Annotated in this window: 21 protein-coding genes; 14 read left to right on the top strand and 7 right to left on the bottom strand. The window is 56.2% G+C overall.

Features of this window, described 5'->3' with window-relative positions; genetic code table 11:
- Nucleotides 1-24: 24 nt before the first annotated feature.
- Nucleotides 25-198, bottom strand: coding sequence for a protein YhfH (gene yhfH, locus WMW72_RS25130; RefSeq protein WP_341418387.1), 174 nt, complete (start codon nt 196-198; stop codon nt 25-27).
- Between the two features lie 128 nt (nt 199-326).
- On the opposite strand from yhfH, the gene WMW72_RS25125 reads away from it, so the two are divergent.
- The gene (locus WMW72_RS25125) at nt 327-1760 is read left to right on the top strand and encodes a sensor histidine kinase (RefSeq protein WP_341418321.1); all 1434 of its coding nucleotides are present in this window, start codon (nt 327-329) and stop codon (nt 1758-1760) included.
- A 70-nt stretch (nt 1761-1830) separates the two neighbouring features.
- Nucleotides 1831-2451 (top strand): nitroreductase family protein, encoded by a 621-nt coding sequence (locus WMW72_RS25120; RefSeq protein WP_341418320.1) that lies wholly within the window; start codon nt 1831-1833, stop codon nt 2449-2451.
- Between the two features lie 103 nt (nt 2452-2554).
- On the opposite strand, the gene WMW72_RS25115 is transcribed toward WMW72_RS25120, so the two are convergent.
- The gene (locus WMW72_RS25115) at nt 2555-3004 is read right to left on the bottom strand and encodes a DnaJ family domain-containing protein (protein WP_341418319.1); all 450 of its coding nucleotides are present in this window, start codon (nt 3002-3004) and stop codon (nt 2555-2557) included.
- 175 nt (nt 3005-3179) lie between these two features.
- Between WMW72_RS25115 and WMW72_RS25110 the strand changes: the two genes are divergently transcribed.
- The 4 genes from WMW72_RS25110 (at nt 3180) to WMW72_RS25095 (ending at nt 5790) form a co-directional block, all read left to right on the top strand.
- Nucleotides 3180-3668 (top strand): cytochrome c biogenesis protein CcdC, encoded by a 489-nt coding sequence (locus WMW72_RS25110; protein WP_341418318.1) that lies wholly within the window; start codon nt 3180-3182, stop codon nt 3666-3668.
- A 93-nt stretch (nt 3669-3761) separates the two neighbouring features.
- A complete protein-coding gene (locus WMW72_RS25105; RefSeq protein ID WP_341418317.1) occupies nt 3762-4034 on the top strand; it encodes a hypothetical protein in 273 nt (90 codons plus the stop codon).
- A 49-nt stretch (nt 4035-4083) separates the two neighbouring features.
- Nucleotides 4084-4779 carry a YidC/Oxa1 family membrane protein insertase gene (locus tag WMW72_RS25100; RefSeq protein ID WP_341418316.1) on the top strand — a complete coding sequence of 232 codons (696 nt, stop codon included), beginning with the start codon at nt 4084-4086 and terminating at the stop codon, nt 4777-4779.
- Nucleotides 4780-5115: 336 nt separating this feature from the next.
- Nucleotides 5116-5790 carry a GNAT family N-acetyltransferase gene (locus WMW72_RS25095; RefSeq protein ID WP_341418315.1) on the top strand — a complete coding sequence of 225 codons (675 nt, stop codon included), beginning with the start codon at nt 5116-5118 and terminating at the stop codon, nt 5788-5790.
- A gap of 85 nt (nt 5791-5875) precedes the next feature.
- Here WMW72_RS25095 and WMW72_RS25090 read toward each other — a convergent pair whose 3' ends face one another.
- Both WMW72_RS25090 and WMW72_RS25085 read right to left on the bottom strand, forming a co-directional pair.
- Entirely contained in the window at nt 5876-7222 is a 1347-nt protein-coding gene (locus WMW72_RS25090; protein ID WP_341418314.1) for a hypothetical protein, read from the bottom strand.
- A 268-nt stretch (nt 7223-7490) separates the two neighbouring features.
- Entirely contained in the window at nt 7491-7703 is a 213-nt protein-coding gene (locus tag WMW72_RS25085) for a hypothetical protein (protein WP_341418313.1), read from the bottom strand.
- A 251-nt stretch (nt 7704-7954) separates the two neighbouring features.
- Here WMW72_RS25085 and WMW72_RS25080 point away from each other — a divergent pair, with 251 nt between their 5' ends.
- The 3 genes from WMW72_RS25080 (at nt 7955) to rnhA (ending at nt 11415) form a co-directional block, all read left to right on the top strand.
- Nucleotides 7955-8812, top strand: coding sequence for a glycosyltransferase family 2 protein (locus WMW72_RS25080; RefSeq protein ID WP_423227596.1), 858 nt, complete (start codon nt 7955-7957; stop codon nt 8810-8812).
- Nucleotides 8813-8928: 116 nt separating this feature from the next.
- A complete protein-coding gene (gene recQ, locus WMW72_RS25075; RefSeq protein ID WP_341418385.1) occupies nt 8929-10716 on the top strand; it encodes a DNA helicase RecQ in 1788 nt (595 codons plus the stop codon).
- A gap of 36 nt (nt 10717-10752) precedes the next feature.
- Nucleotides 10753-11415, top strand: coding sequence for a ribonuclease H (gene rnhA, locus WMW72_RS25070; protein ID WP_341418312.1), 663 nt, complete (start codon nt 10753-10755; stop codon nt 11413-11415).
- 6 nt (nt 11416-11421) lie between these two features.
- Here rnhA and WMW72_RS25065 read toward each other — a convergent pair whose 3' ends face one another.
- Both WMW72_RS25065 and WMW72_RS25060 read right to left on the bottom strand, forming a co-directional pair.
- Complete coding sequence (locus WMW72_RS25065) at nt 11422-12954, bottom strand: diguanylate cyclase (protein ID WP_341418311.1); 1533 nt, start codon at nt 12952-12954, stop codon at nt 11422-11424.
- 164 nt (nt 12955-13118) lie between these two features.
- On the bottom strand, nt 13119-14009 hold the full coding sequence (locus tag WMW72_RS25060; RefSeq protein ID WP_341418310.1) for a helix-turn-helix domain-containing protein: 891 nt from the start codon (nt 14007-14009) through the stop codon (nt 13119-13121).
- A 132-nt stretch (nt 14010-14141) separates the two neighbouring features.
- Between WMW72_RS25060 and pyk the strand changes: the two genes are divergently transcribed.
- Nucleotides 14142-15569 (top strand): pyruvate kinase, encoded by a 1428-nt coding sequence (gene pyk / locus WMW72_RS25055; RefSeq protein ID WP_341418309.1) that lies wholly within the window; start codon nt 14142-14144, stop codon nt 15567-15569.
- Nucleotides 15570-15803: 234 nt separating this feature from the next.
- On the opposite strand, the gene WMW72_RS25050 is transcribed toward pyk, so the two are convergent.
- Nucleotides 15804-16061 (bottom strand): hypothetical protein, encoded by a 258-nt coding sequence (locus tag WMW72_RS25050; RefSeq protein ID WP_341418308.1) that lies wholly within the window; start codon nt 16059-16061, stop codon nt 15804-15806.
- A 205-nt stretch (nt 16062-16266) separates the two neighbouring features.
- Between WMW72_RS25050 and WMW72_RS25045 the strand changes: the two genes are divergently transcribed.
- The 4 genes from WMW72_RS25045 to WMW72_RS25030 all read left to right on the top strand — a co-directional run bounded on the left by WMW72_RS25045 (nt 16267) and on the right by WMW72_RS25030 (nt 21599).
- On the top strand, nt 16267-17058 hold the full coding sequence (locus WMW72_RS25045) for an ABC transporter ATP-binding protein (protein ID WP_341418307.1): 792 nt from the start codon (nt 16267-16269) through the stop codon (nt 17056-17058).
- Nucleotides 17059-17061: 3 nt separating this feature from the next.
- Nucleotides 17062-18702, top strand: a complete 1641-nt coding sequence (locus tag WMW72_RS25040) for a hypothetical protein (protein WP_341418306.1) — start codon at nt 17062-17064, stop codon at nt 18700-18702.
- A 206-nt stretch (nt 18703-18908) separates the two neighbouring features.
- Complete coding sequence (locus WMW72_RS25035; RefSeq protein WP_341418305.1) at nt 18909-19673, top strand: DUF554 domain-containing protein; 765 nt, start codon at nt 18909-18911, stop codon at nt 19671-19673.
- Nucleotides 19674-19847: 174 nt separating this feature from the next.
- Complete coding sequence (locus tag WMW72_RS25030; protein WP_341418304.1) at nt 19848-21599, top strand: ABC transporter ATP-binding protein; 1752 nt, start codon at nt 19848-19850, stop codon at nt 21597-21599.
- Nucleotides 21600-21602: the final 3 nt, after the last annotated feature.

Raw genomic sequence — 21602 nt, 5'->3', positions numbered from 1 at the left:
TTTTGTGCCTGTAAGGTTGTTCGGTTAAGGTTCGGGAGTGTCGGGACGGGCGACGTTGACCGGGCTGAGTGGGTAAAAGGTGAGGCCCCGGCATTTGGGACAGGTGGGACTGTAGCAATCAGCTAATTCCTCCAGGGGCTCGTTGCACTGGCTACAGCATTTGGCAGGTAAACTCTCATAAAATTCGGACGTGCGCATGAACATGCTATCACTCCTTATCCAGTAGGATATCTTCTATTCTACAGGAAAGAAAGGGACAATGTAAGCGCTTTTCCAAGCGCTTTGCGATAACTTTTTTCGAAGAAACTCCGGACCGGGGGATGGGCATGCCATTTTATCAGACCTTTTTAATCAATATCAGTCTCTTGATCACTCTAGCTTTTTTGTTCAATCTGGTCTATAAATACATCCTTTTGCGGGTTGATGCGCTCCGACTTATTCCGGAGCAGGTTCGGCCAGCTGCACTGGCGGCTGTATTTATATTTGCCGGGTGGGTCACGATGGTATTCGGGCTCCGTCTGCGGGAAGAGGTGATCTTCGATCTTCGCGCCGTGCCGCTGATCATCGGCTTATTCGTATTCCGCCATCCGGCTTGGCTGACCGTGATCGGTCTCGGAATCGGGCTCAGCCGGTTCACGTTCGGGTATAGCGATGCCGCGGTGGTGGGATGCTTTAATCTGACGATCCTCGGATTGCTCTGCATGGAGCTGTCCATCCGATTCCAGCATAGCGACCGGTCGTTCTGGTGGAAGCTCGGGGTCGGCATCTTTAGTGTCAACTTGCTGAATGCCGTCAATCTGGCGCTGTTTGGCGTCGTGCCGGGTAAGATCTATATGCTAGGTATCTTCCCTATTACATTCCCCTTGGGGATGGCCCTTAGCTATCTCTTCGCCTTCATCCTGTATGATTTCTACATGGAGAAGGAGCGGACCGCCCAGCTCAGAGACTCCCACGAGCGGCTGCTGGTGCAGCGCAGTGAGCTGCAGGAGGCCAAGGAAGCGCTGGAGGATAAGGCGCGGCAGCTTATTTTGGCTTCCAGGCACAAGTCGGAATTTCTCGCGAATATGTCCCATGAGCTGAAGACGCCGCTGCACAGTATTATTCTGTTATCGCAGCTGCTGGCTGACCAACATGAAGGGCGATGGACGGAAGAGGAGCTGCAGGATTTGTCTATCATCCGCTCGTCAGGGGAAGGGCTGCTGCGGCAGGTCAACGATATTCTGGACTTGTCCATGGTGGAAGCGGGGAACATGGAGATTCATTCAGAAGACATCAGCATAGCCGAGATTCCGCAAATTTTGCAGCACCAGTTTCAGGAAGAAGCCAGCCGGAAGGAGATCCGGCTCAAAATGGACGTGGACCCGCATCTGCCCGCTCTGATCTGCACGGACGGTCTGCGGCTTCATCAGATTTTGCGCAATCTATTGTCCAATGCGATCAAGTTCACGACCGAAGGCTCGGTAGTCTTCGATATCCGCTTGGCAGGGCCTGAGAGCCGAAAGTGCGAGGGGGACTGGATTGCCTTCTCGGTGCGGGATACAGGGATTGGGATCGAGGAGAGCAAGCAGCGTCTGATCTTCGAAGCATTCCGCCAGGTGGATGGCTCAATCAGCCGCAGATACGGGGGGCTGGGTCTCGGGCTGTCGATCAGCCTGGAGCTGGCCAAGCTGCTCGGAGGACGCTTGTCATTATCCAGCCAGGAAGGCCGGGGGAGCACGTTTACGCTTTACTTGCCGGCAGGAAGTCATATCCATTTATAATTTACTTTACAAAAGTAAGTTGGTGCTGATAAGATAGGACCAAAAACCCGATCTGAGGAGTGGAATAAATATGACTCAACAAGCAGAGGCTGTCTTTTCGGCAGAGCAATTTTTACAATCCCGTCATTCCGTTAGGCAATATGTTCCCGGTACCGTGATTTCCGATGAAGAGCTGAACGAGCTGCTGGAGCTGGCTTCGCTCGCACCGTCTTCTTGGAATCTGCAGCATTGGCGGTTTCTGGTCATCCGTGAGCAGGCCAACAAGGAGAAGCTGCTTCCGATCGCTTTTGGCCAACAGCAGGTTGTAGATGCAGCGGCTGTCGTCGTTGTTCTTGGAGATCTGGAGGCCAATAAGGTGGCCGAGCAGGTCTTTGCAGATGCAACGCCGGAAATTCGCGCACAGATGAAGCAGCAGATTGATGGAGCGTACGCTGGCAATGAGCGTCTAGCGCGCGACGAAGCGATCCGCAACGCAGCGTTCGCTGCACAGCAGCTCATGCTGGCCGCGAAAGCTAAGGGCTATGACACGGTGCCTATGGGAGGGTACAATCCTCAGGCGCTGATCGAGGAATTCGCGATTCCTGAGCGTTATATCCCCGTCGTGATGCTTCCGATTGGCAAGGCTGCCCAGCCGGCCCGGGTGACCGGCCGCCTGCCTTTGTCGCATCAAACGATTCACGAACGGTTCTAACCGATAGCTTCCTAGTGAAGCAGATAAGCTCCGGGGTATGTGTCCAAGCCAGTCATACTGGCAGGGTACGTGCCCGGGGGCTTTTTGGCATGAATCCCCTTCTTCACCGATCATACCAGCGCTCATACTGCTCACGGATGTTGTCTCTGCTGACGAGATGCCGGTGAAGGGTACGGCTGGGAGCGAGTGAGTTCAATTCGACGATCTGCTTGTTGATATCCGACAGCATGAGGTCCAGCTCCGGGGCGGCGATTGTCTTATCCATCAGCTTGATACAGAGAGCCATCAGCGTCCCGATCTCCGTACGCAGCATAATCCACGGAGGTTTCACATTGGCATTGCGCAGCACGGTGTCCAGAATATCTCCGGTCGGCACTTGGAGTGGCTTGCCGAATCCTGGGAGCTGTTCCAATCCTCCCTTGCTGACAAACTGCTGGTAAGCCTCCTCCGCCCAGCCCTGCTTCTCCCGTTCGTGGGAATCGGCGACATCCCGGTCCTCATGTACGTCCCGGGGAAGCGGGGCAGGCTTCGCTTCGAATGATTCATCCTTCATCGAGGGTGTCCCTCCCTTATAAGGTCGTAAGTCCAGCGTAAGACGGTTCGGTCTTGGGGTCAAGTCTTGCTGCAGTCTGAATCCCTCGGGCCGGCGGTAGAATGAAATGGGAACGGTGAAACGGGGCTATTTGTGTTACAATATAACCAGATCTACTATAGGAGTTGACGAAACGATGCAAGCCAGTACGGTTGTGATGATGGTATTCGTGGCAGGGCTGATCTTCTGGCGAAGATTGAAGGCTGCGAGCCGTCCTATCCGGGGAAAAGGGTACAGAATGCTGATCCCGCTTCCCTTCATGTGTCTTGGCTTTATGCAGCTGCTTCAACCGCAACTGCAGCTTTCGGTCAAGGAGGTCGTACTTTCCTTACTATGCGGCTTCGTGCTCTCCATCCCGATGATTATGACGACCAATTATGAACGCAGGGAAGATGGGCTAGTCTATCCCCGCAAAAGCAAGGCGTTCTTCATTGCGCTGGTTGCTTTGATCGGACTTCGGTTGGGACTTAGAAGCTATTTATCTGAGCTGGACCCGCTTGAGCTTGGCATGCTGTTCTTTCTGATCGCGGTAGCTTATGTCGTGCCTTGGAGAGTGGCCAGCTTTATCAAGTACCGCAAGCTGTACACGGAGGAGCTTCAATCAAAGGAGCCGACCGAAGGGTAAGCCCGCTGACGCATGGCTCAAGTAACATTGAACCGTACGGACATCTAAGCCGTATGATGGTAGTATGCACATCCTGAGGAAGGGGGGAGGACAATGCCAATGCTGATGGAGTGGTCCATCGATATGCCGCTGATCCTGTTGATGCTGGGCTTCACCGTATGGGCCGCTGTCCCGTGGATCGAGGCGGCGGGTTATAGCGGGGTGTATGCGGTCCGCAGCAGCGGCTCAAGCTGTACGCTCGTATTGAAGACCTGTGAGCGTCCGCACAAGACGGAACACATCGTGCTCATCCGCCGCAAGCGTCCGCCCCGTTCCTCTGAAAATAGCGATCAACCAGCTCTTCTTTCCGCTGCCGGCCGTCACTAAGCCGACCAGCGTCACCGCTAACGGGTGACGAACGAAAAGGAGAGTTGTCATGTATACCTGGTTTCAACCTATTATTTCCCTGCTGGCGCAGGTGTTGTCTGTCCTCGAATCTGCCCTTCATGACTGGGGCTTCGCCATTATCGCGCTGACTCTGCTTGTGAAATTAGCGCTCTACCGGTTTAATCTGACCATCGCCCGGCAGCAGGTTCTCTCGGCGGCTATGAATCCGCAGATGAAAAAGCTGCGGGAGACGTATGGACAGGATCCGGCTGCCTTGATGAAAGAGATGACCAAGCTGCAGCAGCAGCACGGGTATCGTCCGCTGGCCCCGTTTATGGGGATGCTGCTGCAGCTGCCAGTGCTCAGCGCCATGTATGGGCTATTCCTGACTCATGGCAGTACGATGACCTCGATACTGGTTCCGTGGGTGCCACACCTGTCGGCGGCGGACCCGATGCATCTCATACCGATCATCACAGGGCTACTAAGCTTTGCCGTAGGCTTGATCCCGCTGACCGAGATTACGGGTGCGCCGACTATGCCGGTCGGCCAGAAGGTATTCCTGGGCGTTGTGCTGATGGCGCTTCCCCTCTTCGTAACTTGGCGCTCCCCGATCGCGCTGGGGTTGTACTGGATCGGAGGGACGCTCTTCAATCTGCTGGAGCGGCTATTCTACCGGACAGCCTTGGGGAAACGGCTGTTGAATAAAGGCAGAGCCGAGGTATCGCAGCCGAGCCTGTCGTGACGAATATAAGAGCAGCAAGCCAAGAGCCTCCCCGGTCGCCGGGGAGGCTCTTGGCTATGGTTCATCCGCACGAACCGGTATGCGGCGGCCTGCAAAGAAAGAGGCCCGCTGCGGTTGCGCAGCGGGCCTTAAGGAATCTATTTATCAAAAAGGGGGTCGAGTTCTATTATAGGCCCGGAAGCTTAAAGGGAGATGAAGATTAGATTTCATTTCGGTAACAAATCATTTCCAATATTACAGAGCCGGGGACTCGGAGTTCTCTGCATGTACGGGCCGTAAGATTGACGGCGTGTTCCGTACACGATAAGCTGTAGGGGAAAAAGGAGGCGGAGGTTTATGGAATACCATCGTATTACTCATATTGAAGATCCTTATTTCGCTCAGATGCATGCCTTGATGCAGCAGGTGTTTCCAGCCGAAGAGCTGCTCGAGTTTAACCTGTGGGCAGATCCCCTTCAGGATCCCGGCATCCGCGTATTCGTAGCCGTGGAGGAAAGCCGTGTCATCGGAGCAACGGAATACCGGTACTATCCGGACCTGCAGATTGCCATGACGGATTTCACCCTTATCGGCAAGGACGGTCTGGGCATCGGTCCTTTCCTGGCAGCTAATCGGATGGCAGACCTTCGCCAAGTGGCAGCAGAGGCTGGCGGCAAGCTGAACGGGATGTTTGCCGAAATCTACAATCCCGAGCAATCGGGAGGCTTGGCCTTCGGCGGCGTTAAGGCGATGAACGCCGTCGTGCGGCGCGAGGTGCTGGCACATCTGGGCTATCGCAAGCTGGATCTGGATTACGTGCATCCGTCCTGGCAGATTGACGGCGAGGCTGTGCACGGCCTCGACTTCTGTTATATGCCGATCGATGAGGCAGGCGTTCAGCATGTAGAGGCAGCGTTAGTAGCTGAATTTCTTCAGACGTACTACGCCATTCTGAGTGAAAAGCCGGAGTCCTGGTACCAGATGATCGAAGGCTTGAAGGCACGCGGTCAGGTTGAACTGTTAGCGATCTAACCACAAGCTGGGGCAATGATATGTGAAAGGAAAGGGAGGAACCGGCTGATGGCGGTTCCTCCCTTTTTACGAGGCATGGCGAGGCTTATTCGTCAGACGTGTCAGAAGCGTCAGAACGACGAGCGGCTTCCGCTTGCTCCAGTTCATCCAGCGCCTTCTCCAGGCCATAGTTCAGCAGCAGCGTCTTGAAGCCCTTGCTGCGATTTTGTGCAGCTTGGGCCAGCCGCTCCTTCAAGTCTCTGCGGAGATAGAGGCCGTCTTTCTCATGCGTCTGCTTACGGTCTTTCTTCCTGAGCTCTGTATCCAGCAGCTGCTGCAGATCTGCGGGTCTGCCGCTTCCGGCCGGAGAACTTGCATGAGACTCCGGTACGATAGCGACCGGAGTGTCCGCTGCGTCCTGAGCCGGTGCTGCCGAGCTTACTGCGGCAACGGGCTCTGCGGGCTGCCGCGTTGCGTGGCGCTGGCGTACCGCAGGAGCTGCGGTGTCCGCCGAAGCGGCGGCACTCTCGGCAGCTTTCCGTCTCTGCGTCTGTGCGGGGGCGGGAGCCGCTGCCTCCTGTGCCGCAGCGGACTCTGCAGAGGCGGCGCTGGCCGCACGGGCCCCGGCTGCCTGGCGCTTGCGCGTGCTTGCCGGCTTCGCCTTGCCCGCCGCAGGAGATGGGGCAGCGCCCGCCGGTTTGCGGCTTCTGCGACCAGTTGCCGGCTTGTCGCTGGCTTCAGGCTCCGGAGCAGCGCTGGCGTCAGCCGCAGCATCAGAGCTAGCCGCCTCGCCTGCGGCTTTCGCTGCAGGAGCTGCGTTCTTAGCCGCAGCCTCAGTAACAGCCTCAGTAACAGCCTCAGTAACAGCCTCGGCTGCGGCATTCACGGCCTCCGCCTCGGTTGTCACCTCACCGGCCACCGCCGCCTCGTTCGCCTCCGCTAGGGCTCCGGCAGTACCTTCTTCGGCAGACGCGTCATCCTGCACCGCTGTGTTCCGTTCAGGCTCCACTGCGCCAGCGCGCTCAGCAATCGCGGCTGTCTCCGTAACAGCTTCAGGGGATTCTGAGACGCTAACGGCGCCGGCATCGGAGGCTTCCGCCTCAGTCAGGGCGCTCTCGGCCGCCGCGCTTATTTCGTCCCCTGGCGCTGGGGCCTCGACAGCCGGCTCGTCAAGCGCCGCCACAGGGGCTTGCTCCTGAGCCGAAGTCCCGGCAAGGGTCTCTTCCTCAACCTCCGGAGAGACTGCGGATGAACGTGCGGTTCTGCGTTTTCTGCCGGTCTGAACACTGCCGCGTTCAGGCTCGGCAGCGTCTTCAACAAGCTTGGCAGCGGATCGGCGGCGGGAACGCGGCTGACTAGCTGATTCTTCATCGTCAGCCGGAGTGCCGGCTTCCGCTGCCGTGTCTACGAGAGCCTCCGAATTAGGGTCTTGCGGCTTTTTTCTGGGTGGCATAAGGCAGACCTCCTTGGATGGTTGTAGTGGGCGAAGAGCGCGGGGACCCGTGGCCATTGGCACCAGAGTGTGGGCCGTCTCCTCTAAGAACAGTCGAGAAGAACCGCATCTGTAGGGTGAGTCGTTCGGTATCTGGTACTATGTTTTGGCCGCGGCCGGACATAGCCGGTTCATCTGATGAGATCGGTTACTTTCCTTCCTCATTATCATAGCACTGAACAGCCTGCCACTCCAGATGTGGACAGGAAGCCGGAGCAGAAAATATCGGTTAGACTTCGGGCGTAGGCTTGTCCTGGCCGAAGAGCTCGCTTCTGGCTGCTTGCAGCGCTTCGATTACGGTATCTAATTGCTCCGGGGACCAATGAAGCGTGACATAGCGGGGACGGTAACCGCCGCTGCTTGTTTCTGCCATGACGGTATGTTTCTCCTGATCGACGACCAGGGTCAACTGCTCGGATTCGTAGATCGTTTTCCAGGCCATGGATGGCGCCTCCATTCCTTGTATGATGTATAGGACAAATTCCGTATGGGACCTTCGTATTCCTGCTTGCATCTGCTGAAATGATGAGTGTGGCTTCTGCGGCTTTTCAGCACGGTTGTGGTTTGACTCTCCGCTCCTTGCCGTTCAGTTGGAAAGAGACAGCGAGCTTTTGGGAGAGGAAGACGGTTTTCCTTTCGCCTGTTTTTAGGTATAGTTGTGAGTAAGCATAGAAGAAGAGGCGAGGGGGAAGCATGATGAACCAACAACCGCTCGTGACGGTGATCATCCCAACCTATAATCGGCCGGAGGCGCTGGGAGAATTGCTGGAAGCGTTGAGCAGGCAGACCTATCGGCACCTGCAGGTGCTTATTGTGAACGATGCGGGAGAGGCGGTGGACCATGTCGCGGCCTTGTATCCTGAGCTTGATTCGCTAGTCATCACGCTGGAGCACAACGTCCGGCATGTGGAGGCGCGCAATTACGCGTTGACGGAGGCCCGTGGAGATTATATATTGCTGTGCGACGATGACGATCTGCTGCTGTCCGGGCATGTAGAGCGGATGGTGGAGGAGCTGCAGTCGAGCGGTAGCGATCTGGTGTATTCGGATGTGGAAATCTTCGACTATATAACGGAGCGAGGAGTCCGCCGCGCTACGAGCCGGTTCGTCTTCGCCTATGAGCAAGACTTGGCGGCTATGCGTCGGTTCTCGACATTCGTAGCCTCGGGCTGTCTGTATCGCCGGGAGCTTCACGATAGCCTAGGGCCATTCGACACCAGGATGTATCATTACTGGGACTGGGACTTCTTCCTTCGGGCTTCGGAGAAGTACCGGGTAAGACGGGTTCCTGTAGCTAGCGCCTTGTACGCTTTCGCGTCAAGCGGGGAGGGCAACTTGTCGGGCCAGGCGGATTCGATGCGGCCGTATTTGGACAAGCTTTCAGCCAAGCACGGTCTGGGCGAGCTGCCGACGGCTAATTTCTTCCTCCTGCTCGAAGAGCCGGAGGTGAAGTCGCGCCGTGCGGCGACTGAGGTGGTATGGGACGGAGAACCATTTGTCTCCAGACTGGCGAAGCTTGGGAAGGATCGAGAGGAGGAGCGGCAGGATTGATGGATTGGAATGGATTATTCGATGAGGCTCCGCCGGAAGAACCGGGGTACGAGGAACCTGGGTATGAGGTACCCGGGTATGTGAAAACGAGGCTTCCGGAGCAAGGGCCTTTGCATATGGAGGACGCACGCGAGCTGCTGCGCAAGTATTACGGATATCCGGATTTTCGTGAAGGGCAGAAGCCAGTTATCGCGAGCGTACTGGAGCGGAGGGATACGCTCGGCATTATGCCGACGGGCGGAGGCAAGTCCGTCTGCTACCAGGTTCCGGCTATGATGCTGAACGGAACGACGATTGTGATTTCCCCGCTGATCTCGCTGATGAAGGATCAGGTTGACGGCCTGGACAGCATCGGGGTTCCAGCAACGTATATCAACAGCTCGCTGTCTTATTCCCAAGTGGAGACGCGCATCCGCAAGGCGGCCCGGGGAGAATACAAGCTGCTGTACGTCGCGCCGGAGCGGCTGGAATCGGAACGCTTCCTCGGCCTGCTGACCGAGCTGACGGTACCGATGGTAGCCGTGGATGAGGCCCACTGCGTATCGCAGTGGGGTCACGACTTCCGCCCCAGCTATATGCGGATCAGCGAGCTGGTGTCGCAGCTTCGCGGGCGTCCGCAGATTGCGGCTTTCACCGCTACAGCTACGGATCAGGTCCAAGAGGATATCATCCGGCACCTGCAGCTTCGCGATGCGGGTGTATTCGTCACTGGCTTCGCCCGGGAGAACTTGTCCTTCACCGTCGTGAAGGGGGAGAACAAGCGGGATGTGCTGACCAGCTATATCCGGGAGCACCGGGATGAGGCGGGCATCGTGTATGCGGCAACCCGCAAGGAAGTCGATCAGGTCTGCGAATTTCTGAAAAAGCAGGGCGTATCGGCAGGACGTTACCATGCCGGAATGAGTGACAAGGAGCGCGCGGAAGCGCAGGAGCAGTTCCTGTATGACGAAGTGCGCGTTATGGTAGCGAGCAACGCCTTCGGCATGGGGATCGACAAGTCGAACGTCCGGTACGTCATTCATTACAATATGCCGAAAAATATGGAGGCCTACTACCAGGAGGCAGGCCGTGCGGGACGCGATGGTGAGCCAAGCGATTGCCTGCTGCTATTCAGCCCGCAGGATATTCTGATTCAGAAGTTCCTGATCGAGCAGTCGGTAGCCGCTCCGGAGCGTCAGCAGCAGGAATACCGGCGCGTACAGCAGATGGCCGATTACTGTCACACGACCCAATGCCTGCAGCGTCACATCGTCCGCTACTTCGGCGCCGATCTGGAGCAGGATTGCGGCCAATGCAGCAATTGTGCCAGCCCGGATATGGAGATGACAGATATTACCCTGGAGGCTCAGCAGATCTTCTCCTGCGTGCGCCGCATGCGTGAGCGGTTCGGCGTTACGCTGGTCGCATCGGTACTGAAGGGGTCGCGGAACAAGAAAGTGCTGGACTTCGGCTTCGATGAGCTCAGCACGTACGGATTGATGAAGCAGCGGACCGAGAAGGAAATCGTCGATCTGATCCAGCTGCTGGTCGCTGAAGGTTATCTTCAGCTGGCGGAAGGCAAGTATCCAACGGTAAGTCTGACGCCTCTGGCAACGGAAGTGCTCGTTCCGGGCGGAGCCCGGGTCGTCCAGCGGATTCGCAACAAGCCGGCTGCACCGGTTGTGAAGGACGTGGAGGCTGAACTGTTCGATGAGCTTCGCAAGCTGCGCTCCGAGATAGCAAAGCGCGAGGGAATCCCGCCATACATCGTATTTCCCGACAGCACGCTCCGCGAGATGTGCGGCGTCATGCCGACGAATCCGGCAGCGATGCTGAAGATCAAGGGTGTCGGCGAAGCGAAGTTTTTCAAGTACGGGACTTATTTCATCGAGTTTTTCAAGGAACGCACGGGTATGAATGGCTGATGAACTGCCCCAGAGGCAGGAATAGGAGGGTAACGGGTGGCAAAATCGAAATGGTACGTCGTCTGGGAAGGCCATACGCCTGGTGTCTATGCGACATGGGCAGAATGTCAGGTCCAGACGAACGGTTACCCGCAGGCGAAGTTTAAGTCGTACGAAAGTGAGGAAGAGGCTCGGCGCATGTTCGTGGCGGGCTGGAAGAAGGCCTTCGGAGCTGCAGCCAAGGCTGGCGGCAGCTCGGGGGGAGGAACAGGCAGCCGCAGCAAAAGCGGCTCCGCGGCAAAGTCATCCGGGGAAGCGGATATGGATAGTTTGTCCGTCGACGTCGGCTGCAGTGGCAACCCGGGGATCGTCGAGTACAAGGGCGTCTACACGCGGACAGGGGAAATTGTGTTCCAGCACCCTCCCATCTCGCGGGGCACCAACAATATGGGCGAGTTTCTGGCGATCGTGCACGGGCTGGCTCATCTGAAGAAGATCGGCAGCAGCATCACGGTGTACAGCGACTCGATGACGGCGATCAGCTGGGTGAAGAAGAAAGCGGCGGCGTCCACGCTTCCGCGCGATGCTTCAACCCGTGAGATTTGGGAGCTGGTGGACCGTGCAGAGAACTGGCTTCGCCAGAACAGCTATCCGAATCAAGTCTTAAAGTGGGATACGAAATCCTGGGGCGAGATCAAGGCGGACTACGGAAGAAAATAAGGGGCCTTAAATCCGCAGCCCTTCCTTCCGCATCCGCTTAGTTCTGTACATGGCCTTGTCCGCGCTGTTCAGTAGGCTGCCTGCGTCCTGTCCGTCTCCCGGAAACAGGCTTGCTCCAATGCTCATTTCTACGAAAAGTCGTTCATTGCCAAAGGGAATCGCGGTTTGGGAAAGCTTCATCTCCAAATCGCGAATCGTTTCCTGTACGAAGGCGACGGATGGTATAGGGCTTATAAACAGGACGAATTCGTCACCGCCGAGTCTGGCCCCCATGCCGAGCGATTGCGCGGCCTCTCCGATGATCCGGGCAGTATGGCGCAGGACCTCATCTCCGGCTTCATGTCCGTACCGGTCATTTGTCTCCTTGAAGTTATCCAGATCGATCAAAATAACGGCAAGCTGATGCCGTTCCAGCTGGGCCTGATGGATCGCTTCCGGCAGTTTCTCGTAGAAATATCTCCGGTTGGGAAGACGGGTCAGCGGATCATGATAGGCCATGAAGGCGATCTGCCGCTGATGCTCCTTCTGCTGCGTGATATTGCGTATGATTAGAATGACATGCGGTTCATTGTCCACTGTTACATAATCCCCGTCGATCAAAACCTCCTCGCGCTTGTCACCATTCTGGATCGTGGTCTCCAGCTCCTTGATGTCCTGCCTGCTGCTCAATCTATCCTTAAGCTCCTGACCGGCCCATGCTGCGAGGCCTGTGTGGTCCAATCCCGCTTGATTGAACAATTGTCTGGCGCTCGGGTTGGCTTCCTTCACCAGCCCGGACATATCGATCAGCAGGATGGCGGCCGGGTTCAGATTGAACAGCTTTTCGTACTTCTGCTTGTTGAAGTTGAGGAAATCGTATTTCTTCATCGTCAGCCGGAGCATCAAGCACCAGACGATACCTCCGTATATGTACGGAAACGGCGGCAGCCAAGCTCCGTAGTCGAAAAAACCGAATATAAGGACCCAGGCGTAGGTCACGCTGACCCCGACGATCAGTAGATTATATACGGCCCGGTGCTCGGGCGAAACTGCCCCGCGGCGTCCCTTGAACAGAAGCACGAGCGGGATGATGCAGACCGAGAAGCAGGCTGTAATCGCAGCGTAATAAGGAACATTGTATACAGGCAGCTTCCAGGCGCCGGATACGATGAACTCTTGGGACGAGATGAGTCCTTGCCCGGACAGGAGGTTGACCGGGATGATGAGCAGCGGCAGATGAAAGACATAAGGATACAGCCAACGAGACATCCGCTTGTCCAGACCGGTAAACTTGGCGACGAAATGAAAGGTCAGACCCGGTATCGCCACACCCGCACTGGCAAACCAAAGTGCCGAGAGCTGGGCGCTGTACTCCAATGGCAGCTGATAACGGATATACTCCTCAAGAAACAGCAGAAAGTAGCAGGTGATGGTCAGACTGACCAGCCGGTGCTCGACTTTCTTCGGATTGCGGAGCAGGATATCGACGCCTATGTAGTAAAGAGACAGCATAGGAAGCAAATAAACAAAAAAAGGCAGAAAAACGTCCGACAGGCTCAAGTCGCGCGTGCCTCCCTTCCCTAGTAGAGCGTTTTATGAAGCGGGTCCTGCCTCTTCTCACCTAATTTTATTCGCTCATTTCCTATTTGTCGATTCAAGAGTCTGGGAAATAGGGCTAAAGAAATCTTTAGAGGGCAAAGGGAGCTGAGGCTCTCATCCCAGGATTACGGTTGTGGTTCTTCCCGCTCCCTCATATAGAAGCTGGGCGGGTGACCGGTGATTCGCCGAAATATGCGGTGAAAGTAGGAAGCATCCGCGTAGCCGACGTATTCACTGATATCCCCAACGGTTAGCTGGGAGTGGCGCAGCATGGACACGGCGGTTTTGACCCGAGTGGCATGCACATAGTCCCCGATGGTCTGGCCGGTCATCTCGCGAAAGAGAGCGGCGCAGTAATTCGGGCTTTTGCCAGTAGTGGCGCCAAGCTCGTCCTTGGTCAGCTTGCGGCGGTAATGGGTTTTGATGTAGACCTTCATCTGCTCCGCGAGCTTGTGCTTGGCTGAGGACCGGGGACCGCGGTCCCACTCACGGTTCAGCAGCACCAATGCCTCCAGCAGCAGTGCCTCTGCCAGCACCTCCCGGTAAGTCCGCCGCTCTGTCCAATCCTCGTGCAGTGTCTGCAGCCTTCCGAGCAGCAGATCGGACGGACCGGGACGCAGATGGGCATGGTCGCTGAGCTGGAGAAGAGGCAACGTAGGAGACAGGGCTTCTGCATGCGGAGCCGGGGCAGCCGGCTGGGCCGGAAGTTCGGCTGGATTATCCGGCAGGCCGGATGATTTCTTGGGATGTTCGGCCGGAAATTTTGCCGGATCGGGCAGGAAGGTTACGACATACTTTTCATGGGACAGGGAAGGGATGCTCTTGCCGTAAAATTCCGTTCCCGCCGGAATGAGCAAAGCGTCTCCCTTCTCCAGCAGCACTTTCTCTTCCTCCAACCAATAGACGCACTTGCCGTATCCGACCATGATCAACGTCCATACGCCGCTCTCCGTGCCGCTTTCTTCAAACCAGGGCATCGACCCGGCGTGATGGGTGACCGACTTGACGATCAGCATCCGCAGACCTCCTTTCATCTCCGTACTATAATACATGTATAGGACTATAATTCATAGTCAATCCGTCGTACGAGCGGTACAATGACATCGACAGCTCGAGCGTGAAAGTTAAATGACGGAGGGACAAACACGATGCCGAAATTACCGAAAACGAGAATTGTATGTACGATGGGACCTGCCTGTGACCAAGTGCCGCTGCTCAAGGAGATGATCCTGTCAGGGATGAATGTAGCGCGTCTGAACATGGCGCACGGCGATTTGGACGAGCAGCGCCAGCGGATTCAGAAGGTTCGCCAAGCGGAGCGGGAGACGGGCAGACCGGTCGCGGTCTTGCTGGATATCAAAGGTCCGGAGGTTCGGATTGGCAAGCTGAAGGAAAGCTCGTACCTGCTGGAGACCGGCAATCGGCTCACGCTGACGACCGAACTGATCGAGGGCGATGCGCAGCGGATCGCGGTCAATTATGCTGATCTGACCCGGGATCTGCAGCCGGGCGCGCGCATCCTGCTGGACGACGGCCTGATTGAGCTTAGCGTGGAGTCGATCGAGGGGACAGAGATCCATACCCGCATTCTGAACGGGGGCCTGATCAAGCCGCGTAAAGGGGTTAACCTGCCGGGGACGCATACGTCGCTGCCAGGCGTGACGGAGCGCGACGTCGAGCATATCCGTTTCGGCGTTGAAGAAGGCGTGGACATCGTGGCCGCCTCCTTCGTACGGAAGGCCGAGGATGTACTGGAAATCCGCCGCCTGCTGGAGGAATTAGGCGCCGGGCATGTGCAGATCATCTCCAAGATCGAGAACCAGGAAGGCGTAGACGAGCTGGAAGCGATTCTGGAGGCGTCGGACGGGCTGATGGTTGCCCGCGGGGATCTCGGCGTCGAGGTACCGGTCGAGGAAGTGCCGCATATTCAGAAGCAGATGATTCATAAATGTAACCTGGCAGGCAAGCCGGTCATTACCGCCACACATATGCTCGACTCGATGCAGTCCAATCCTCGTCCGACCCGTGCGGAAGCAAGCGATGTGGCGAATGCGGTGCTCGACGGTTCGGATGCCATCATGTTGTCCGGGGAGACAGCCGCTGGCAAATATCCGCTCGAATCCGTACGTACGATGGCTTCCATCGCAAGCCGGATGGAGGATTCGCAGGACTATCGCGAGCTGTTCGTGAAGAATGCTGCGCTACAGCGGACGAATATTACGGAGGCCATCAGTCAGTCTGTTGTCAGATCGTCGCTGGAGCTGGAGGCGAAGGCCATCGTCACTCCGACAGAGAGCGGCTTTACCGCCAGGATGGTGTCCAAGTATCGTCCGAGTGCGCCAATCGTGGCTGTTGCTCCTAACGAGCATATTTTGCGCCGTCTGAGCCTCGTCTGGGGAGTAACGCCGATTCTGGGCAGCACCGTGCAAACGACGGATGAGATGTTTGAGTCGGCTATCGCGAGCGGCAAGCGGACAGGAATCGTGGAATCCGGCGATCTCGTGATCGTCTCGGCCGGCGTGCCGATCGGCAAATCCGGCTCGACTAACCTGATCAAGATCATGCATGCGGAATAATGGAATAAAAGCAAGGCGAAGAGCCGCTTCCCACCGGGGGAAGCGGCTCTTCTGATGGATAAAGATGTTGCCATGAACGTGAGGGGCTGGCTAGACTGCCAACACACATCGCCCCCGCATGTTCGGACTGCTCGCGGTGCTTAATGCTCGGCCAGCATGGAGGCATAGACTCCAATTGCATGTAGCAAGCGGACGCAACGGACTCACGTTTTTGTGAAGAGCGAGAGATGACGGTTAGTCCTCCTGCTCCTGCGTCCCGATATTCAAGTGCATCCGCTTCTTCGTGTTGGGCTTCGTATCCTGGTACAGCTCGTTCTCCTGGCTTTCCAGCGCCAGGCTGGTCAGCTCCCACTCGGTCTGGCCCATGACCGGATCGTAGGGGAATTCATCCCCGCGCTTCAAGGTTTCCTCGCGGCCCCATTCATTCTCGTAAATGCCGTCAGTTTCTACTTCCTCGCCCGATACGGGCTGCATGTCCTTTTGGTTTGCCATTGTGCCTGAGAAGACCTCCTTTGACCTGCGGTTCGCCCGTTAGTATGCCGCACGGATCAGCAAACTATCCTGCATTTGCCTGGGTGGTCACGGTCATTCATGACGAACGAATCCCTCAGCAGGAGGACCACGGATGAAGCTGCAAGTTAGACCCTATACACGGAGGCATGCTACAATATGGATATCTTGGCCAAAGCAGGTGAGTATGATGGAGCTTACAAATGAACCCGTATTGTCACTGCGGGATCTGAGAATGAAATATGAGGACCGGTACGTGCTTAGAGGCATCGACCTGGATGTGTATCCCGGACAGATTATCGGCTATATCGGGCCCAACGGGGCGGGCAAGAGCACGACGGTGAAAATCATGCTCGGTCTGGTGCAAGGGTATACGGGTGAGGTCCGTATCTTCGGGCGGGATATTGCGGATGGGGATGTCGAGTACAAAGGCAGAATCGGCTATGTGCCCGAAGTCGTAGAGGTCTATGACAACCTGACGGCCAGTGAATATTTGACGTTCGTCGGCGAGCTGTACGGGGTGGATAGAGATGCTGCCGACTACAAGGCGAGGCGCCTGATGTCCATGTTCGGGCTGGAGACCAGCTATCATGACCGGATTGCTTCGTTCTCCAAGGGGATGCGGCAGAAGGTGCTGCTCATCTCCAGTCTGCTGCATAACCCCGATCTGCTGTTTTTCGACGAGCCGCTCAGCGGGCTGGATGCGAACAGTGTGATGATCGTCAAGGAGATCCTGTCGCAGCTCTCGGCCCAGGGCAAAACGATCTTCTACTCGTCGCATATCATGGAGGTCGTCGAGAAGATCAGCAACCGCATCGTGTTGCTGCATGACGGACAGGTCGCGGCGGATGCCAGCTTCGAGGAGCTGAAGGCACAATCCAAGGAAGGGACGCTGGAGGAAATTTTCAACCAACTGACCGGTTTCCACGAGCATAAGCAGATTGCCGAGCAGTTCGTCTCCATCGTTCAAGAGGAGTAGCCGATGAATGATTTCCGGACACTGCGCGTATTAGACCGGTTCAAGCCTGTATTTGAGAAGCTGGGCGTTGACTACGTCGTGATGAGAAGGATTCTGCAGGTCAAGCTGACCATGGACCGGCGGAGGGTGCCGACCGTGTTCAACGCTTCCCATAAAAAGTCTGGAAGGAACGCTGAGCGCGAAGAGAATTTTTTTGTGAAGTCGCTATGGATCTATGTGCTGATGGGACTGCTCATGGTGCCCTTCGTAATTCTGGGCGATCATTATATGTTCCAGATGATCCTTGTGTTCAGCGTGCTGATGTTTATGGTCATGACCTCTATGATCAGCGATTTTTCCACGGTGCTGCTGGACATCCGGGACAAGCCGATTCTGCTGACCCGGCCGGTGGCTGCACGTACGGTGAGCATGGCCAAGGCCGTGCATGTCGGCATCTATCTGACCTTCCTCACGGCTGCACTGACGATCTTGCCGCTGATTGCCGGAGCGGTGTGGCATGGCATCGGCTTTACGGCCATATTTCTCATTGAGATTATATGGATGGTCGTGCTTGTGCTGGTTCTAACCGCGATGGTCTATCTGCTGATCCTGCGATTCTTCGACGGTGAGAAGCTGAAGGATCTGATCAATTATGTGCAAATTGTGCTGACGGTTACGATGTCGGTCGGTTATCAGATTGCGATCCGTTCCTTCGAATTCTCGAGCATCTTCAAGGTAGAGTTCACGCCGGCCTGGTGGCAGTTTCTGATTCCTCCGATCTGGTTCGGAGCGCCCTTCGAGCTGCTGCTGCATGGGCAAAGGGATATCCATACGGTGGCGTTCTCGCTGATGACTCTCGTTATACCGATCTTGGCGCTGCTGACCTACATCCGGCTGATGCCCGCCTTTGAGCGCGGCTTGCAGAAGCTGTCCTATCAGGGTGGCAGCGGTGTTAAGGCCAAGGGAGGATGGAGCGGGCGGGTTGGTCTGCTGGTGTGCCGGAATAAGGAGGAACGAAGCTTTTTTCAATTTGCTTCCTCCATGATGCGGAATGAACGGGAGTTTAAGCTGAAGGCTTACCCTTCCCTTGGTTTCTCGATTGTATTCCCGTTTATCTTCCTGGTGAATCAACTGCGCGCAGGCGACTGGTCCCAGGTTACACATGGACGCTCGTATTTGATGGTGTATTTCACGATGATCGTCATTCCGACGGTCGTGATGCAGCTTCGGTACTCTGGAGCCTACAAGGGCGGATGGTTATTTAAGGTCGTTCCGCTCCGGAGTGCGGCTCCCTACTTTAAGGGCACGCTAAAGGCATTCATTATCCGTTTATACTTGCCTGTATATCTACTGGTCGGAGTTATATTTACCCTACTGTTCGGCCTGCGGGTGATTCCTGACCTGATTGCGGTCCTGCTCTGCTCGCTGCTGTATGTGGTGCTGTGCTGGATGCTGCTCAGTAAGAAGCTGCCGTTCACAGAGCCGTTCGGAGAGAAGCAAAACGATAGTATCCGGGTGATACCGCTTCTGCTGCTGCTGGGTGTATTCCTCGGGCTTCACTTCGCGGCAACCCTCCTAACCTACGGGGTCTACCTGTATATCGCTGTGCTTCTCCTGCTGAATTTATGGATCTGGGGAAGGGGATTCCGGCGTGTCCATTTCTAAAGGCTTCAGGACCTGGCCTCATCGTCATGCGGCGATGGGGTTCTTTTTTTATGCTTCAGAACGGCTTCGTACAGCAGCTTCTGTGCGCTGGCTTCCTAGTGCGAGCCAGGAAAAAATCTCTATTGTCATCGCGGATTGCGGCGGGGTATGATAATTGTCTTGGCAAGGGTGAAAACGGACGAAGTCAGGAAAGGAAAGTGCGGCTTGTGGTTTTGTGGGGAACGATTGTGAATGCGGCAGCCATCGTAGCCGGGAGTCTGATCGGCATATTGATCGGACGAATGAGTGAAAGCATGAAGCGGACGCTGATGCATGGGATCGGGCTGGCGCTGGTCGTGCTGGGCATCTCGATGGCACTCAAAACCGACCAGTTCCTGCTGCTGGTGCTTAGCTTGACCATCGGCGGACTGATCGGCGAGGCGATCAGGCTGGAGCGGAGGCTGGAGCAGCTCGGGGAGCTGCTGGAACGAGCTGTGTATGCGATTGAAAGCCTGATCCCCCGGAGAAAGCGTGATGAGTCAGGCGGGGAGAGGGTTAGAGGAAGGCTGGCAGCCGGATTTGTCAATGCCACGCTGGTCTATTGCATCGGCGCCATGGCGATTCTCGGTTCACTGGATAGCGGATTAAGGGACAACCATGTGATTTTGTATACCAAGGGACTGATGGACGGGCTATTGTCCGTCGTATTCGCTTCAACGATGGGAATCGGGGTGCTGTTCTCTTCCTTGCCCATCCTCTTCTATCAAGGCGGCATCGCGCTGGGTGCGTCGTGGATCGCTTCTACGATGGATCGGACCCTGCTGGACGGAATCATTATTCAACTGACGGCAGTGGGGGGCGTGCTTATCATTGGGGTTGGGATGAACCTGCTGGAGCTGCGGCGCATTCAGGTGGCTAATCTGTTGCCTGCTTTGGCTGTAGCCGTGGTGCTGACTCTGCTTGGGACCCATTACGGATGGATACAGCCTTAGCCTTAGGTACGGATGGCGAGGAATAGGAATTAATTTTTGCGAGTAAAAAAATCCGGTGGCATGTCATCTTGATTATGGTATAGTAAAGGTTATGCGAACAAATGTACTGTTTGATGAGGGATTCTGACTGTATGATTCCTGAGTCTGTTTATATAGAAGGAGGAGGCGAAGCGTTTGGCTTTTATCAAGCAGTTGACCTGGTTTTTTCGCGAGCGCTGGGGATGGTATCTACTGGCGATCGTGCTAATGTCGACCGTTAGCGTATTGAATATTATTCCGCCGAAGATGATCGGCTCGGTGATCGACCATATCCGTACAGGGACACTGACTGCATCCGAGCTCCAGAGCAGCGTGCTGATGCTGATCGGACTGGCCGTGCTGTTGTATGCGATGACTTATGTGTGGATAACGACGCTGTTTGGCAATTCGTCCCTGCTGGAGCGGCTGCTGCGCAGCCGGCTTTTGTCCCATCTGATGCGGATGACCCCGTCGTTCTTCCAGCGCAACAGCACGGGACAGCTCATGGCGTTGGCCACCAATGATATTGTGGCGATCGGACAGACGGCAGGCTATGGCGTGATGACGCTGGTGAACACGATCGTCGGTACGCTCGTGGTGACCATCACGATGGTGACTTTCATCAATTGGAAGCTGATGCTCGTCTCGCTCATTCCGCTTCCGTTCGTGTCGCTGCTCATCGGGGTGCTCGGTAAGCATATGAGGAGACGCTTCATTGCGGCACAGGCTGCATTCGGCAAGATGAACGATCAGGCGCTGGAATCCATCTCCGGACTGCGGGTTATCCGCTCCTATGTGCAGGAAGGCCATGATCTCGAAGCATTCCGGCGGGTTACGACCGATGTGATGGAGAAAAACCGGCGTGTGGCGTTCATCAATGCGATGTTTCACCCGGTCATTTCGTCCATCGTTGGACTTAGCTTTGCTATCGGGAACGGGTATGGGGCGTATCTGGTCTTCTATAACGAGCTGTCGCTGGGGCAGCTGGTTTCGTTCAATATTTATCTCGGCATGCTGATTTGGCCGATGATCGCATTCGGCGAGTTCGTTAATGTGCTGCAGCGGGGAACGGCTTCAAGCGATCGTCTAGCGAAAAGCTTTGCCCAGGAAGCGGATGTGCGGGACTGTGCCGATCCGGTTCGCGTCGGTGTACCGGATTCCATCGAGCTGCGGTCACTGACCTTCCGTTATCCCGATGCGCAGCAGGATAGCCTGCAGCAGGTATCCCTGCGTCTTGAGCGTGGTCAGACGCTCGGCATCGTCGGACGGACGGGAAGCGGCAAAAGTACACTGCTTAAGCAATTGCTGCGCTTTTATCCGGTCCCGGAGGAGACGATATGGCTGTCGGGCGTACCTATCGAGCGTCTGGCTGCCGATGATATTCGCCAGTGGGTGGGCTATGTCTCCCAGGAGCATCTGCTGCTGTCCAAGACGGTCAAAGCCAATATCGCGCTCGGCAAGGCTGACGCTACGGATGAGGAGCTGGCTCGCGTCATCGAGATGGCCTCCTTCACGAATGATGTGAGGCATCTGCCCGAAGGTCTGGAGACGATCGTAGGCGAGAATGGGGTCATGCTCTCTGGCGGCCAGAAGCAGCGGGTCAGCATCGCACGGGCGCTGTTGGCCGATCCGGATATTCTGCTGCTCGATGATTCGCTGTCAGCGGTAGATGCCCGGACGGAGAGTGCGATTCTCCGCAGTATCCGTGCCGAGAGGGCGGACAAAACAACATTAATCACTTCGCATAGGCTCTCTGCCGTCATGCATGCCGATTGGATCATCGTGCTTGAGGACGGGCGGATTGCGGAAGAGGGTACGCATGATCAGCTTATGCTGCTGGGCGGCTGGTACCGGGAGCAATTCGAGCGTCAGCAGATGGAGGCCAACCTGCTCGATTCGGCAGGGTAGGCA

The organism is Paenibacillus filicis, from assembly GCF_038070315.1.
Classification (GTDB): Bacteria; Bacillota; Bacilli; order Paenibacillales; family NBRC-103111; genus Paenibacillus_G; species Paenibacillus_G filicis.
Note: the sequence above shows the minus strand (reverse complement) of the source record. Positions and strands in the feature narration are given on the sequence as shown.